A 14861-nucleotide genomic window follows, 5' to 3' on the forward strand; every position below is an offset into this window, starting at 1 on the left:
GCAGGGGGAGCAGGCAGGGGGAGCAGGGGGAGCAGGGGGAGAAGAGAAGCAGGGGAAGAGAAATTGCTTAATAATAACTCTCTTTCCTCCCCTGCCTCCCCTGCCTCCCCTGCGCCCCCTGCCTCCCCTGCTTATCCAAACTGAGCGACTAAATAGTTGCCTTCAGTGCTTGCGCTGACTCGTTTAGTTGTTGAGTAGCAGAGCGGATCTGGCTAATGCCACTGGCAGTTTCACGCGCAGCAATATTCAGGTCATTCATCGCAGAGACAATTTGCTGAATAGCGATCGCTTGCTGGTTGATATTGAGTGAAATCTGTTGACTGTTGATGACAATATTATTCACTGCACCTTCTACACCAGCAAAGGATTCTGACGTTTCCTGGGCAATTCGCGTCCCTTCTTCCACAGTTTTAGTCCCTTCATGGGTGACAACGACAGTGATGCTAATGGCAGATTGAATATCGCCTACCAAGGTGCCGATCTTTTCGGTTGATTTTTTGCTCTGGTCTGCTAGTTTGCGAATTTCAGCAGCGACAACGGCAAAACCTTTACCATGCTCCCCTGCCCGAACTGCTTCTACAGCCGCATTTAACGCCAACATATTGGTCTGACTTGCCAACTCGCCCACCAAACCAGAGATACTGCCAATCTGCTTGGTTTGTTCATTTAAGCGTGTGATATGGTCGGCGATCGCTGCGACTTTCTGCTGTAGGGTTTCCATACCTTTGAGGGTGCGTTTTACAGCTTCAGCACCGTTACCTGCAAGGATCAACGCCTGCCGTGCCCCTGCTACCGCCGATTCTGCCTGTGCGGCTGACTGCTGCGATGAGGCTCCCAATTCGTCGATAGTGATAGTGGTTTGATTGACAGAACTTGCTTGCCGAGTCGCAGTCCGTTCTTGCTGCTCAATCGTAGCGGCGATTTCATTGGTAGAGGCAGCCATTGCTTGAACAATTTGAGCAATTTTACCTGTCAACGGTTTAGCAAGAAAAAATCCTAGTAAGATTGCCCCCAGAGGCCCAGCAATAATACCAGTAATCACCCAACCTGTGGTCAAGCGGGTATCGTCACTGGCGGCTTTATTTGCATTTTCAGCAGTATCCTGATTAATTTTGATCAGTTGCAACAATGAGTTAGTTGCAACCGCAAAGGAAACATCATTTTTGACAACAGCATTTTGTCTGAGTTTTGTCAGTCGATCGGCAGCAGCGATCGCCATCTTCATTTCTGGAGAATTTTCTCGCTTCTGGCTGGTCAATTCAAGCTGTCTGGCAGTGGGGTTTACAACACCTAACTGGGTAAAATCCTGGTAAGCCTGAAGATAGGCAGCATGATCCTGCCTCCATGCCTGCCACTGTTGCTTAAACGTCTGATAGAGTTTGTCCTCGTCGGGGGTGCGGGGCGTGGCTTCATATTCCTCAAGTCCTGCGTCAATCTGCTTCCAGGCTGTCTGCATTCGATTTAACTCAGACTGTTTGGCTGCGGAGGGTAATTCGGGGTTGAGAATCGCTCGTTCTGCCGACTGGATCTGGGTCTGCCCTTCATTAAGTCTCCACAATCCGTCGATGCTGGGGAGGCTGTTATTACTGAGGGTGTCGATATGGCTGCTTAATTTATGAGTACCCCACCAGCCAACAGTGCCGACGAACAAAACGACACCGCCCATCAGCAAAAACGATCCCATCAATCGTCCATTTAGAGACATATTTTTTAACATAGCTGTTACTCCAATACATTTTTAGACAACTGCTTTTAGTTCTTGGGCGGCATCATTCAGTCGTTGGGTGCCGGCTTTAATTTGACTAATGCCAGAAGCAGTTTCCTTAGCAGCAATATTAAGCGAGTTCATGGTTTCTACCACCTGTTGCACTGCGATCGCTTGTTGATTGGAAGTAAGGGAAATTTGTTGACCATTTATGGCGATCGTTCTGATGGCATCCACAATCTTTTCTACGGTTTTCGTGCCTTCATCTGTGACAATAACGGTGGAATTGGTCGATTTTTGAATATCTAAAACCAGTACATTAATTTTTTCAGCCGATCGCTTACTCTGGTCTGCCAGTTTGCGAATTTCGGCAGCAACAACCGCAAAGCCTTTGCCATGTTCCCCGGCTCGTACCGCTTCTACTGCCGCGTTCAGCGCTAGCATATTAGTTTGACTTGCTAAGTCACTAACCAGGGTGGAGATCGTGCCGATTTGATTGGTTTGTTCGCTGAGATGGAGAATTTGGGCGGCAATATCGCCTACCTTCTCGCGTAGACTCGATTGGCTGAACTGACCCTCTTGAGTGCGACCGTCTACCAGCAATAACACCTGCCGCGCCCCTGCGGCTGAGGCTTCTGCTTGTTCGGCAGACTGGCGCGAGGAAGCCGCCAATTCATCCATTGTCGTGGTAGTTTGGGTGACAGAAGTGGCTTGTTGGATGGTGGCGCGTTCTTGCTGCTCGATCGTCGTAGCAATTTCAGTTGTAGAAGTGGCGATCGCGCTGGCAGAGGCGTTCATCTTGCGGGAAGTGCGGCTAATGACCCAGATGCCAATTAAAATAGATAGCACCAGGGAGAGTCCACTTGCTAACATCACCGTGAACTTAAGGGCATTGAGCGCCTCTTGTAGCTCTTTCGCGGCGGTTGCAAAAGTCTGATCTTCTCGCTGCTGCATTTCTCCAATCATGTCTACGACATCCTGCCCTTGATTGCGGGAATTTCCCTTACTCCAGCTTTCAACAGCTTCTTTGACTTTGCCGCGATCCACATTTGCCATCACGTTATCGTCAAAAGCAATCTGTTTATTGAGCAGTTCCTCCAGTTTGGTTAAAGACTGTCGTTCCTGTTGCGATCGGGCAAGTGTCATCAGTTTTGCTAGAAATTCCTTGGAATCTTTTTGAGTCTTTCGGTAGCTCTCAAGCGATTGCGGATTTTGTTCTAACAAATAGCCTCGATTTGCCTTGGAATTACTTTGCACGCTAACAGAAAGATCGTCAAGTATTGAGTTAATGTCATAAGAAGTCAATAAATTTTCTGACCGTTGGTTCACCGTGTTGATATTGACAATTGTCATTCCGGCAGAAACTAACAAAGCCAGCACGGGAACTGCATACCCGCCAATAATCCAGTATCTTAGTCTCCAGTTTCGTTTGCTTTCCATCTAGCGATCTCCTGTAAGTGGATAAGTTCGAGAATTTCCAGATATTGCTATTACACAATTTTGGATTTTAGATTTTAGATTCACCCCATCAAGCTACGGTATACACACAAATCTCTTAATCTGCACCTTTGTTGCATCGACTTGCACCTTTGTTACATCGACTTGCACCTTTATTGCATCGACTTGCACCTTTATTGCATCGACTTGCACCTTTGTTGCATCGGCTTGCACCTTTGTTGCATGGTTACGCAGTAACTTGAAAAAACTAGTGGTCTATCGCATTAATTTTGAGGGATAAAAGAACGAACCGCGAAGGACGCAAAGAGCGCGAAGGAAGAAGGAAAGAAAAGAAATTGAAAAATTTATCTACTTGTCAGAATTAATGGGACAGACTACTAGTAGGCTTCACAGCAGGAGGAAAGGGCCATTTCCTCCTGTCCCCTGTCCCCTGTCCCCTGTCCCCTGTCCCCTGCCTCTGATTACACAACACTTTGTAGCTTATAAGCTGCATCATTGAGTTGGTGAGTGCTAACGCGAGTCTGACTGATGCCGATGGCTGTCTCTCTAGCAGAGCTATTGAGTGCATTCATTGCTTGTAAAATTTGCTGAACCGCAATCGATTGCTGGCTAGCGTTTAGCGAGATTTGCTGAATATTCAACACCATCCGGTTGACGGACTCGGTGACACTGGTAAAGACCTCCACCGTCTGCTTAGTTATTGCCGCCCCCTGTTGAGCAGTTTTTGTACTTTCATCTGTCATCACAACGGTTGAGTTGATGGCGGATTGAATGTCATTCACCAGCACATTAATTTTTTCAGCCGATCGCTTACTCTGGTCTGCCAGTTTGCGAATTTCGGCGGCGACGATTGCAAAGCCCTTCCCCTGTTCCCCCGCCCGGACTGCCTCTACTGCTGCATTTAGCGCTAGCATATTGGTTTGATTTGCTAGGTCACTTACCAACCCGGAAATACTGCCAATTTGCTTAGTTTGTTCGTTCAGGCGCAGCATTTGGTCTGCTACCGCAGTTACTCTGTGGCTCAAGGCTGCCATTCCTTCCAAGGTGCGGTTGAGTGATTGATTGCCTTGATCTGCCAAATTTAAGACCTGTTGAGCGCTGGTTGAGGCAGTGGATGCTTGCTGGGCAGACTGTTGAGCAGAGGCACTGAGTTCGTCCATTGTAGTGGTAGTTTCGCTGACCGAGGCTGCCTGTTGGTTGGCAGTGCGCTCTTGTTGCTCAATTGTGGCGGCAATTTCAGCCGTCGAGGTGGCGATCGCACTGGCTGATTCATTTATCTGTCGAGCAGTGCGGCTAATTACCCAGATGCCAGTCCAAACCGACAACAGCAAGGAAAGTCCAGTCGCAGACAGGATGGTTAGTTTGAGCGTATCGAGCGCTGCTTGTTGTTGCTTGGCAGCCAAAATTACATTCTGGTCTTCTCGGCGCTGAACTTCATCGATCGCACTTGTCAGGTCATCAACCAGACTGCGGGCATTTTCGTTACTCCAGGTTTCAACAGCTTCCTGAACCTTGCTTTGATTCACTTTGCCAATCAAATCATCCTCGACAACCATTAAATTATTTAGCAGCCCCTCTAGCCTGTTTAATGACTGTCGCTCTTGCTCTGTTCTGGCAAGCGACATTAGCTTTGATAAAAGCTGATTGAAACTTCTTTGAGATTTTTGGTATTCGTCAAAGGATGTCTGATTTTTTTCTAACAAATAGCCCCGAACTGACTTAGAACCTCTTTGTACATTCGTGGCAAGGGCATTAATCGCTGAATTAACGTTATAGGAAGAAACTAAATCTTGCGCTCGCTGACTCACCAGGTTGATATTAATAAATATCAGCCCCGCAGAAATTACCAATGCCAGAATGGGAACCCCATAGCTGCCCATAATCCAGTATCTCAGTTTCCAATTTCGCTTACTTTGCATCTTGTTATCTCTTGTGAATGAATGAGTTCAAGGATTTCCCAATATTTCTAGCATTTGTAATCTTTGCGATCGCACTTTTGAATCAACGGAAGATTGCACAACATTCTGTAGTTCATCGGCTGCGTTATCTCTGCCAGTTTGCTCCGAATCTCATCAACGATCTGCTTGGCTTTATTGGAACGAAATCTAATACCATTTCTTTGTCTGACTTTTCACGTTATGTGGAAAAGTTAACGATTGACCATAAGACTTGTGTGTACTCCGTAGCCTCTTAGGAGAGAGATTTAGAGAGAGGTTTTCCACATACCGTGAAAAGTCAGATTTCTCTGTGAGGCTTCGCCAAACCCTTTTAACTTCTTTCTTTGTGTCCTTTGCGGTTCGTTTCTCATTCTTATTTCTTGTACTTCAATATGATTTAGCGCACCTTCATACAGAATTGGTATAATCCTAGATTTATGGGCGTTAAACTTCTTCATTCACAACTAACACCTCTGAAGTGAGCAATTTAGACAAATTGATGATGCTCATCATCCGATCGCGATAAGGTGCGACACCCTGGAGATAGTCGTCCTTGGCAGAGTGCAGGGCAATTGGAGCCGTAGTCATTTGGGAGGGATGGATATACGTCACATCAAAAATGTCATCCACGGCAATGCCCGCCACTCGTCGATCTAGACGCACGACAACGGCTTGCTGATGCAATCGCACTCCATTTATGGGCAGATCGACCACATTATTGATGTTAATTAAGGTGACAATTTCGCCCCGCAGGTTGATGTTGCCAACAATGTGCGGCGGACAGCAGGGAATCGGGGTAATCTTGTGAATATCGGTAAACTCATGCACCGTTTCTAAGCCAAACCCAAAGTACTCACCCCCCAACCCCACAACCGCTAGAGGCAATAGCGACGCCGAATCTTCGTCATCAACCAAACATCGGAGAGCTTCAGTTCGCTCTTGCAAAATCTGTCGCTCCTGCGAATCGAAACGATCGTATAAACCCTGATTTAGGGCTGAATCAGAGGAATGTTTTAGTGTGTCATTGACTGAGCTGTTGTTATTAAAATCAGAATTGAGATTGAAAACAGTCTCTATAAAGGCGTGTTGCACCAACAGTTCGGGATTGAGCAATGTAACGATGCCCTCCTCAACGTTGGCAATGCCAGTCACCAATCTATCCTGCAAACCCTCTTTCGAGCGATCGCAAACATTAGCAGCGATCCGATCGGGTGCGATCGCTTGCACGCTATCCACTTGATTGACGATGATTCCGATTCGTTGAGTTTGCCACTCCAGGACAATCATGCTGTCAGTCAATTGAAAAGGGGGACGCGCTTGTTCTAAACGGTGATATAAATCCATCACGGGCAGAAACTTTCCTCGCAGATTAATCACGCCTAAAATTGTGCTGGGAGTTTCCGCGATCGCAGTCACTTCTGGCAGAAAGAAGAGTTCTTGCACGGCTGTAGCCGGAATGCCATAGCGTGAATGATTGAGTTTAAACATTAAATAAGATTCATGGCTCATGAGTAGTTGAATTTAAGTGCTTAAGAACGTGTGCTTTTAGTTCAGCAGTGGTTTGCTGGTTATGGGAATCGATCGCTTGTTGGGGTAGATTTTCCAAAATCTCTAGAAGCGATCGCCAGGTTTTTTGAGCCTGTTTTTCATTTCCCTCTCGTTCGTATATAGAACCCAATTCCAGGTGAGCAGTAACAGAATTAGGAGCGAGATAAATAATCCGTTTTAAGAATAATTTGGCACTGTCGCGCTCTCCTTGCTCTTCGGCAATTTGAGCCAACAAATGATAGGGTTCGATCGCCAATGGATCGATCTGGAGTGCCTGCTGACACGCCTGATTTGCCTGGGAGTAATCGCCAAAATTCGCGTAAGCTTCTGCCATCAAACAATATGCCTGAAAGTGTTGGGGGACAAGAGCAATCAGTTGTTCCGCTATTTGAATGACATCGGCATAAGCTTCTTGAATTAGCGATTCCTTGGCTGTATCTAAAAGAGTTTGAGTGTTTGCGCTCATGTCGAAGCCCGTTTCCAAGCTTGGGAGACAGGGGGAAAAAATTTCGGTTTCCCTGCTCTCAATGGCAGCAGGTGTTATGGTATTCAAGACTTTGCTCTGCTCGTCGACTGAAGTATGCTTTTGATAAACCGCAGATTGCGGAAAATTTTTGACTTGAAATGGTTCAGTTGTTTGCCCGTGTAATTCCGTGTGGCCTGTGAGGAGAAACCCTCCCGGTGTCAGAGAGCAGTAAAACTTGTCTATAACTTGGGCGATCGCGTTGAAGTCAAAATAAATAAACACATTGCGGCAAATAATCAAATCGAAATCGTGAATGCTAGAGGCGTAAGCGGGATAGTTATCCTGCATCAGGTTTCCAGGTTGAAACGTCACCATTGCTTGAATAGCAGGATCGATTTTCCAACCTTGTTTGTAGGATCGAAAGTAGCGATTTTTGATTTCTGGAGTGGTTGTCCGAAAAGACCAATCGCTGTAAATTCCTTGTTGAGCCAGAGCGATCGCGGGTTGATTAATATCTGTGCCCAAAATCAGAATGTCCCATGTCTGATTGTCAGGGATTAGTTCCTTCACCAGAATGGCAAGTGAGTAAGCTTCTTCACCAGTCGAACACCCAGCACTCCAAAGCCGTAATGTCGGCCGATAAAATTCTCCATTAGCAGGGTTGCGCTGAGTTAAACTAAGTACAGTTTTGCGCTCGATTAATTCTGGGAGCAGCTGATTTTTGAGCAGCGACATCTGCCCCTCATCCCGAAAAAAATAAGTTTCAGTGACAGTGAGTAAAGATATTAGTTCTTGCCACTCTCTCGCAACAGTAACTAATTGATTTCTTGCCACCAAGAACTGATAGTAATCATTGAGCGAGCATAATCCCAGCGCCCGGATACGAGTGAAAAGATTTTTCTTTAATGTATCTTGATAGTGTGGCTTGATATGAATGCCGAATATATCAGCAATCAGAGCAACCATCTGTGACAAACTAAAGTCATCACTGTGTTGAGAATTAGTTTCAAATAAAATGGGGCGATCGCCGATCGTTTGATTCATCACTACATGATTTTTGAGCCGATACGCTTAGGTTTCCCATTTCAATTTTTTTATTCGGATTTTGTAGAACTACAAATTATTTGACCACAGCGACAAATTATTTGTCAAAAAATTTTATTAACTACGAATCTTTATATATCAGGGCTTTCAGGAATTAAACCCGTAAAAAGCTAATTCAAGCTTTGGCGACAAATTAAGCGTCTTTTTTTAAGCTTTACGACTAATTAGATGACAATTCGTAACTGCCTAGCTAGTAGTAATGGAGGCGAGAAAAACACAGACATTACCAAGTAGCGCCTGAGTAATAACTTCCAGTAAGTTAAGACCCTGCTTAAAAGCAGTGGAAAGAAAAGAACGGATATTCGCAAATGAAACCGCAAAATCGAAGGAGCGAAAACCACCGGAAATCTTCTGCTTACATTTCATCATCCGCAAGTCACGTTCTGCCTGATTATTGGTAAAGGGAACATCAGGTTCTGTCAGAAACCGTAAAACATCACTCTGAAAATTTTGAAGCCGCAACAACAAGTTATGACCAACACGTCGTTTCACCCGCCCACGATTACCTTTGCGAGTTAGGGGTGATTGAGAGGAATGAAAACTCAGTCCTCGTTGTAGAATTTGCTCATACAGTTGAGTCAGACGAGCAACAATATTTTTGGGAATACCTTTAGGATAACGATGCTTGTAATTGCAAGCTAAAAGCAGCAACTTATTCATGGATTTAGCCCAAGGTTCTTGCTCGATTTCTTCTATTGCTTTGAGTTCTCGAAGGTGATGGGCATTACACAAAGCGTGATTGACATCAAGGAGTTGATAATAGGGTTTCCAATGGTCGTGGACTACTACACCTTTGATATCAGCTAATACTTCTATGTCTTTACGTTGAGGAGAAACTCGATACCAAGTTTGTGTTTCAGTGGCAACCACATGCAGCCAATTGGTTTTACCACCAATCCTCAAAGAAAGTCTCGTCTAAATGTTTAACTGCTGCTGCTTTTACCTCACAGGCCATCTCTGCTACTACTGGTTCTATGATTTGAGCCAGAGTCAAAGTTGTCTTTGCGATTGTTCCTGGTGTCATTCGGCAACCAAATAAATCTAGCAGCACTTCACTCAATCGGTCTTCGGGAATAAAGTGTTGATGATTTAGATAAGCTGCAACTGCTCTAATTCTGGCTCCATATTGTACTGGGGCTGTGACAGATTTTGGAAAGCTACCTTGTAGCAGAGTTTTACATTCTGGACATTCTTTGACTGTCACTCTGTGTTCTGTAACGATGATGCGTGGGGGTGGTATGTCAAATACTTGTCGCTTGATGATTTTTTTGATTCCTACATCCCCAATATCACTTCCACACCCAGAACATGAATATGGTGTTGGATGTTCTACTATTTTCTCTGGCTCTAATACTTGTTCTAATGTGTGCCCTGGATGACCTATCTGCCCCCCTGATGGCCGCTTCCCTTTTTCTCTTAAACTTTTTGTCCGTATTTGATTTGACTTTTTGAGTCCGTCGCTGGCTGGTGGTTTTGAACTTGTTTGGCTATCTAGTCCCAAACTTCTCTCTAGCTCTGCTATCCTTTCCAGCAGTGCTTTAACCTCTTGCTCTAGCCTTTCTATTTTTTGATCTTTTTCTTCTGGACTCATCCTTGAACATTACCATCTTTCTTCCCTCACGGGAATATTCCTGACTTTCCTACCTGGGCAGTTACGGTCAATCTAACATAATTATCGGCGTGAGTTTTCATCCGGTTGAGTTAGCAACGGTTACTATAGTTAATATAAATACTAAAAAAGTACTCACCTGTAAAACAGTAAAACAGTTACTAGGTGATGCTTTTCACCTCTTAAGCCGCAGACGACGACAACAAGTGCATTTAAGTAAAGAGAGAGAAAAATCTCAGAAGAAAGATTCGCTGTGCAATATAGGTGAATCTGAACTTGGGGAATACGTTGATAAATTACTAGCCAAGAGAATAGTAGAAACCGCTCATGACTATCAGGCAGGTTGTATCGTATTATCTAGATTAAAAGATACAAGGGAAATTCGTGCAAGTGCAATTCAAGCCAAAGCTGAGACTAAAATTCCAGGTGATATAAATGGTCAAAAATTATACGTAAAAGAATATAATCGTCAGATACACAATTGGAGTTACAACAGACTCCAAGAATCTATAAAGTCGAAAGCTGCTGAATTTCAAATTAGTATTGAATTTGGTATCCAACCCCATTATGGTTCGCTGGAAGAACAAGCGAGAGATTTAGCATTTTACGCTTACCAATGCCGGAATAATACTTTTGGTAGATAAAAATTCTACCCAAAGAATGTAATCTTATGGAAATTAAATCGGTGCCGTCATACATGCTCTTTTGAGCCTTAACTGTATGATGCTACAGTATTAATCCCTTTGTGTAGATACTGTGGAATGGGTTAGTTTAACGCTTGGAAAAGCGTATTCTTTCTGACCCTGGTAGCTGCCAACTCTACCTGTGCGATCATCTAAGTGTTTGTTAGTGGTAATTGCTTGGGTAAGCTAATACTGCTGTTAGATGAGAAAGTACTCGCACCGAGACGCATGGGAAGTATAAGGTGTTAGGGTTCCAAACAACCCAGAACCTTGCTCTTGACATCAAACTCTTTTAGCTTGGTGTTAGGTGCCAGAGCGGCCTGTACTACTGAAATCTTAGATTTTGGTTTTACGAGGAGGATCATTACCTCTTACTTTACAACAAAGTAAGGGTACGGGTATACCGTCACGGTGGCTACTGAACTACCACCCCCTAATTTTTATTTTTGGCAGGTCAAAGCGGGGGCAAAATCCCTAGAGTGCTGCCAAATAGCTAAAACTCCTGTGTACACTGGGTATTACTGTTTTAGTCATGAATAAAATTTTATTCATTGACTGTAGAAAATAGGAATTAAAGGAGGCTTGTCAATTTTGCCTTCAGAAGCCCTTGTTGGCAAGAGTTTTCACGGGTGCGGTTTCCAAAGCCCTCTCGTTAGGTGGTGGGTTGAAATTTCTGATCGCCCAAGTCGGCGCTTTGCTTATATAATTTTGTATTAGGGTGGTTTGAAAGGAGCGCTGCGATCGCACGTAAAACGCAGCTATATAGTAGCGGAGCCTCTGTTTGGGTGAAAACAGCAAAACAAGAGGTAGTAAATTTTTTTATTAGACTTGCAAATAAAGGGCTTTAAAGCCACTCTTGTTATTCAAGAGCTTTGGGCTAGCTGTAATAAATTAAATTAGCAACCATATATTTAGCCGAGTTTTACAGGCTGATTTTGGACAATAATTCTTTAAAACTGGTTTCAACTCTGGACAATAATTCTTTAAAACTGATTTAATTGCTGAAAGCCGCGAAACTACGTAACTTATATCCCTAAACTTGGAAAAAATGGACAATAATTCTTTAAAAGTGACAATAATTATTTAATGGACAAATGGAGAATAACGGATTTGAACCGATGACCTCTGCGGTGCGATCGCAGCACTCTACCAACTGAGCTAATTCCCCTTAATCGGTGCTAAGTTAAGAGTAATATTACTCATTAACTCAAAACATTATCACCATAGATTATTCTAACATTCTGTTACCGATGGTTGAGGCTGTTTTTGGGAATAAACTTTTTGCACCCGTTCTAGTTCCAAATCACTGAGATAATCAACAGTCCAGTTACAGCAGCGTTGAAGCATGTGGAATGGGTAAGTATTCGCTACACCAACAACTTGCATTTGCGATCGCTTCGCTGCTTCGATACCTGCTGGAGTATCTTCAATTGCTAGACACTCGTATGGTTGAAGATTCAATTCGGGATATTCTTTATTCAGGCGTTTTACTGCCAGTAGATAACCATCGGGTTCTGGTTTACTGGTGGTGATGTCATCACCCGCGACGATAATTTTAAAATGTTCGTCTAGTTTAGCGCGATTCAATACCAATTCTATTTCTTTCCGAATCGCGCCACTAACTAACCCTAGTTTCAGATTCCGCGATCGCACCTGAAATATTAAGTCTTCTACACCTGGATATAAAGGCAGTTTCTTTATTTTCTCTAGTTCCACCGTATAAGCTTGGGCTTTGCGGTACAGCAACTGAGTTAGATAGTTTTCATTGGCGACTCTACCACGATTAGCGAGTAGTTGCTGAAAACAAGCGCGATCGCTGCGTCCTAAAGAAGCTTGACGCTCACTGACTTTTTGGGGTTGGAGATTTTCTTCAATGAGAATCTCATCGATTAGTTGCAGGTGGATTGGCTCATCGTTAATGATGACACCATTAAAATCAAAGAGAACTGCCTTTAAACTCATGCCATTATGCCAAACGCTGGAGAACCAAGTCCCTCCAAATCATTATTATCTACTGATGTGGGAGTATAATGACGGACATTTTCGGTTGCTATTGGTTTTATGCCGCTAGTTACCTGATTTATCCACCATACATCCTGCGATCGCACTGCTTCAAATCCGGCCGCACCCATATTCGCTTCTGTACTACTAGCAGCATACTCACGAATATATGGCTCCTCAAAAACATCATTGAGCCATTCTAACTGACGCAGAGTCTTCTGATTCCCATCTAGAATTAATACTTGTCCTCCTGTTACCAGCAACCGGAAGCTTTCCCGCAGAATTGCTAGGGATACCGCATCTGGTGTTTCGTGGAATAGTAAAGAAGCTGTTACTAAGTCAAATGTTGCATCCTTCCAACCAGTTTTTTCAGCATTTCCGTGTCGCCAGACTATTTCCAAGCCAGCATTTCTAGCTTTATCTTCCGCCCTTACCAGCATATAGGGTGATAAATCCAAACCGATAACTTCCGCTTCGGGGAAAGCCTGTTTTAACATTAAAGTAGTGGAACCAGTACCGCAGCCTAAATCGAGTATGCGTCGTGGTTTCACTTGGACAGCATCAACTAAAGCTTGACGAACAATACCTTCATTAGGCGGTATAACGTATTGAGTAACCGGATCGTAAGTAACTGCTGCATCGGAATTGAGATATCCACCAGCAATCCCGTGAAAGTTTTGATTACTGTAGTAAGACGGAATTATGACATCATCTCGTCGATAGCGATCGCTCTCTTTTTCCCAATTAATACTATCAGCGTAACGCCGTAACCCATCTTTATCAATCAAAAGACGCACTACAGGGGATAAAAAACGTTCCCAGATTGTATCTTGACGCACTGCCATATTGTGTCAGAACTTTAAGGGGCTATTTAAACAAAGTTATTTTCTTTACAAATTTTAATACATCTGGGAAGTATCTGCTTTCTCTCTGTGGTGATAGGTTGACGGCTGTAATCCAAAGTGCTACATTTATACTACTAACATGTAACTCCTAAAAGTAGTTCTTCAGCTTCACGAAAATTGAGGGAGCCAGATGAAAGACAATACAACATTTAAATTGCTACAACTAACTAGGTAATGGGTTATATGTCACACCGATAATTAACAGTGCCCAATACCCAATCCAAACTCTAAAATTTAAAATCAAAAATAGAAACGATTATGCCCTACGAAAAATTAGAAATTACCACACCAGCACCCGTCTTATCTTGGGCAAATCATTCTTTGGGGCCAGAAGAAACCAAGATGGCCAAGAATGTGGCATCATTACCATTTGTATTTAAGCATGTGGCATTAATGCCAGACGTTCACTTAGGAAAAGGTGCTTTAGTGGGTTCTGTAATTGCAACCAAAGAGGCAATTATTCCAGCCGCTGTCGGTGTGGATATTGGTTGTGGTATGAGCGCGATCAAAACAGCATTTACCGCCGAACAACTAGAAGGTAAACTAAAGAAAATCCGCTTGGATATTGAAGCAACAATTCCGACTGGATTCAACGAAAATAAAGACGTTGAAAAATCCGTCAGCAATTGGCAACACTGGGATGATTTTAAAGACTTGCATCGCGGCGTGCAAGACCTACAAAGTAAAGCAATGAAACAGATGGGTTCTCTCGGTGGAGGAAATCACTTTATTGAAGTGTGCCTCGATACAGAGAATCAAGTTTGGCTGATGCTGCATTCTGGTTCGCGTAACATTGGGAATAAACTTGCCCAGTGTCATATCCACACAGCTAGAGAATTAGCAAAAATGGCAGGTAATAAATTGCCTGACCCAGATTTAGCTCACTTTGTCGCTGGTACGCCAGAATTCCAAGCATATTGGCACGATTTGCAATGGTCACAAAACTATGCGCGTGTCAACCGCGATGTGATGATGGCGCGTTTTAAGCATATTGTCGAGAAGCATTTAGCAGGTGGGAAGGCAACTAAACCTTTATTGCAGGTTAATTGTCATCACAATTATGCCGAAAAAGAAGTGCATTTTGATGAGGATGTATATGTTACTCGTAAAGGTGCAGTTCGGGCACAGAGTGAAGATTATGGGATTATTCCTGGTTCGATGGGGGCAAAGTCTTTTATCGTTAAGGGTAAAGGTAACGCCCATAGTTTTTGTTCTTGTTCCCACGGTGCAGGGCGTTTGATGTCTAGAAATAAGGCAAAAAATGTCTATACACTTGATGATTTAATTGAGCAAACAAATGGTGTAGAATGCCGCAAAGATGAGGGTGTGTTAGATGAGATTCCTGGTGCTTATAAGCCGATAGAACAAGTTATGGCAAATCAAGCGGATTTGGTTGAGGTTGTAGCGACTCTCAAGCAAGTTCTTTGTGTGAAAGGATAAGTTTG

At 43.7% G+C, this 14861-nt stretch carries 13 protein-coding genes and 1 tRNA gene; 4 read left to right on the forward strand and 10 right to left on the reverse strand.

The genetic code is table 11. The features are described from left to right. Window positions 1-148: 148 nt before the first annotated feature. Window positions 149-1717 (reverse strand): methyl-accepting chemotaxis protein, encoded by a 1569-nt coding sequence (locus ACM0OX_RS04520; RefSeq protein WP_414513408.1) that lies wholly within the window; start codon window positions 1715-1717, stop codon window positions 149-151. Between the two features lie 21 nt (window positions 1718-1738). After that, window positions 1739-3145 (reverse strand): methyl-accepting chemotaxis protein, encoded by a 1407-nt coding sequence (locus ACM0OX_RS04525; RefSeq protein ID WP_414513409.1) that lies wholly within the window; start codon window positions 3143-3145, stop codon window positions 1739-1741. A 128-nt stretch (window positions 3146-3273) separates the two neighbouring features. Between ACM0OX_RS04525 and ACM0OX_RS04530 the strand changes: the two genes are divergently transcribed. Next, on the forward strand, window positions 3274-3405 hold the full coding sequence (locus ACM0OX_RS04530) for a hypothetical protein (protein WP_414513411.1): 132 nt from the start codon (window positions 3274-3276) through the stop codon (window positions 3403-3405). A 219-nt stretch (window positions 3406-3624) separates the two neighbouring features. Here the strand turns inward: ACM0OX_RS04530 and ACM0OX_RS04535 are convergent, their stop codons facing one another. Then, a complete protein-coding gene (locus ACM0OX_RS04535) occupies window positions 3625-5082 on the reverse strand; it encodes a methyl-accepting chemotaxis protein (RefSeq protein ID WP_414513413.1) in 1458 nt (485 codons plus the stop codon). Between the two features lie 17 nt (window positions 5083-5099). On the opposite strand from ACM0OX_RS04535, the gene ACM0OX_RS04540 reads away from it, so the two are divergent. Then, on the forward strand, window positions 5100-5357 hold the full coding sequence (locus ACM0OX_RS04540; RefSeq protein WP_414513414.1) for a hypothetical protein: 258 nt from the start codon (window positions 5100-5102) through the stop codon (window positions 5355-5357). A gap of 187 nt (window positions 5358-5544) precedes the next feature. Here ACM0OX_RS04540 and ACM0OX_RS04545 read toward each other — a convergent pair whose 3' ends face one another. From ACM0OX_RS04545 to ACM0OX_RS04560, 4 genes are all read right to left on the reverse strand, one after another. Continuing rightward, window positions 5545-6609, reverse strand: a complete 1065-nt coding sequence (locus ACM0OX_RS04545; protein WP_414513416.1) for a chemotaxis protein CheW — start codon at window positions 6607-6609, stop codon at window positions 5545-5547. Continuing rightward, the gene (locus tag ACM0OX_RS04550) at window positions 6599-8158 is read right to left on the reverse strand and encodes a CheR family methyltransferase (RefSeq protein WP_414513418.1); all 1560 of its coding nucleotides are present in this window, start codon (window positions 8156-8158) and stop codon (window positions 6599-6601) included. Before ACM0OX_RS04550 ends, ACM0OX_RS04545 begins: the two co-directional genes overlap by 11 nt. Window positions 8159-8404: 246 nt before the next feature. Continuing rightward, entirely contained in the window at window positions 8405-9121 is a 717-nt protein-coding gene (locus ACM0OX_RS04555) for an IS66 family transposase (RefSeq protein WP_414513419.1), read from the reverse strand. Further along, the gene (locus ACM0OX_RS04560) at window positions 9105-9809 is read right to left on the reverse strand and encodes a DUF6444 domain-containing protein (protein ID WP_414513421.1); all 705 of its coding nucleotides are present in this window, start codon (window positions 9807-9809) and stop codon (window positions 9105-9107) included. The genes ACM0OX_RS04555 and ACM0OX_RS04560 overlap by 17 nt, the downstream gene beginning before the upstream one ends. A gap of 77 nt (window positions 9810-9886) precedes the next feature. On the opposite strand from ACM0OX_RS04560, the gene cas12k reads away from it, so the two are divergent. Further along, on the forward strand, window positions 9887-10471 hold the full coding sequence (gene cas12k, locus ACM0OX_RS04565; protein WP_414513475.1) for a type V CRISPR-associated protein Cas12k: 585 nt from the start codon (window positions 9887-9889) through the stop codon (window positions 10469-10471). A 1134-nt stretch (window positions 10472-11605) separates the two neighbouring features. Here the strand turns inward: cas12k and ACM0OX_RS04570 are convergent. The 3 genes from ACM0OX_RS04570 to ACM0OX_RS04580 form a co-directional block, all read right to left on the reverse strand. Further along, window positions 11606-11678, reverse strand: a tRNA-Ala gene (locus ACM0OX_RS04570). Between the two features lie 65 nt (window positions 11679-11743). Beyond that, on the reverse strand, window positions 11744-12472 hold the full coding sequence (locus tag ACM0OX_RS04575) for an HAD family hydrolase (protein WP_414513423.1): 729 nt from the start codon (window positions 12470-12472) through the stop codon (window positions 11744-11746). Beyond that, window positions 12469-13356 (reverse strand): class I SAM-dependent methyltransferase, encoded by an 888-nt coding sequence (locus ACM0OX_RS04580; protein WP_414513425.1) that lies wholly within the window; start codon window positions 13354-13356, stop codon window positions 12469-12471. The genes ACM0OX_RS04575 and ACM0OX_RS04580 overlap by 4 nt, the downstream gene beginning before the upstream one ends. Before the next feature lie 318 nt (window positions 13357-13674). Between ACM0OX_RS04580 and ACM0OX_RS04585 the strand changes: the two genes are divergently transcribed. Then, window positions 13675-14856, forward strand: coding sequence for an RtcB family protein (locus ACM0OX_RS04585; protein WP_414513427.1), 1182 nt, complete (start codon window positions 13675-13677; stop codon window positions 14854-14856). Window positions 14857-14861 lie beyond the last annotated feature (5 nt).

Source organism: Nostoc sp. PCC 9305 (assembly GCF_963920915.1).
Classification (GTDB): Bacteria; Cyanobacteriota; Cyanobacteriia; order Cyanobacteriales; family Nostocaceae; genus Nostoc.

What these genes read in the sequence shown, in the direction of transcription:
- ACM0OX_RS04520 (WP_414513408.1), bottom strand. Translation starts at nt 1,717, where the DNA reads ATGTTAAAAAATATGTCTCTAAATGGACGATTGATGGGATCGTTTTTG.
- ACM0OX_RS04525 (WP_414513409.1), bottom strand. Translation starts at nt 3,145, where the DNA reads ATGGAAAGCAAACGAAACTGGAGACTAAGATACTGGATTATTGGCGGG.
- ACM0OX_RS04535 (WP_414513413.1), bottom strand. Translation starts at nt 5,082, where the DNA reads ATGCAAAGTAAGCGAAATTGGAAACTGAGATACTGGATTATGGGCAGC.
- ACM0OX_RS04540 (WP_414513414.1), top strand. Translation starts at nt 5,100, where the DNA reads ATGAATGAGTTCAAGGATTTCCCAATATTTCTAGCATTTGTAATCTTT.
- ACM0OX_RS04545 (WP_414513416.1), bottom strand. Translation starts at nt 6,609, where the DNA reads ATGAGCCATGAATCTTATTTAATGTTTAAACTCAATCATTCACGCTAT.
- ACM0OX_RS04550 (WP_414513418.1), bottom strand. Translation starts at nt 8,158, where the DNA reads ATGAATCAAACGATCGGCGATCGCCCCATTTTATTTGAAACTAATTCT.
- ACM0OX_RS04560 (WP_414513421.1), bottom strand. Translation starts at nt 9,809, where the DNA reads ATGAGTCCAGAAGAAAAAGATCAAAAAATAGAAAGGCTAGAGCAAGAG.
- ACM0OX_RS04575 (WP_414513423.1), bottom strand. Translation starts at nt 12,472, where the DNA reads ATGAGTTTAAAGGCAGTTCTCTTTGATTTTAATGGTGTCATCATTAAC.
- ACM0OX_RS04580 (WP_414513425.1), bottom strand. Translation starts at nt 13,356, where the DNA reads ATGGCAGTGCGTCAAGATACAATCTGGGAACGTTTTTTATCCCCTGTA.
- ACM0OX_RS04585 (WP_414513427.1), top strand. Translation starts at nt 13,675, where the DNA reads ATGCCCTACGAAAAATTAGAAATTACCACACCAGCACCCGTCTTATCT.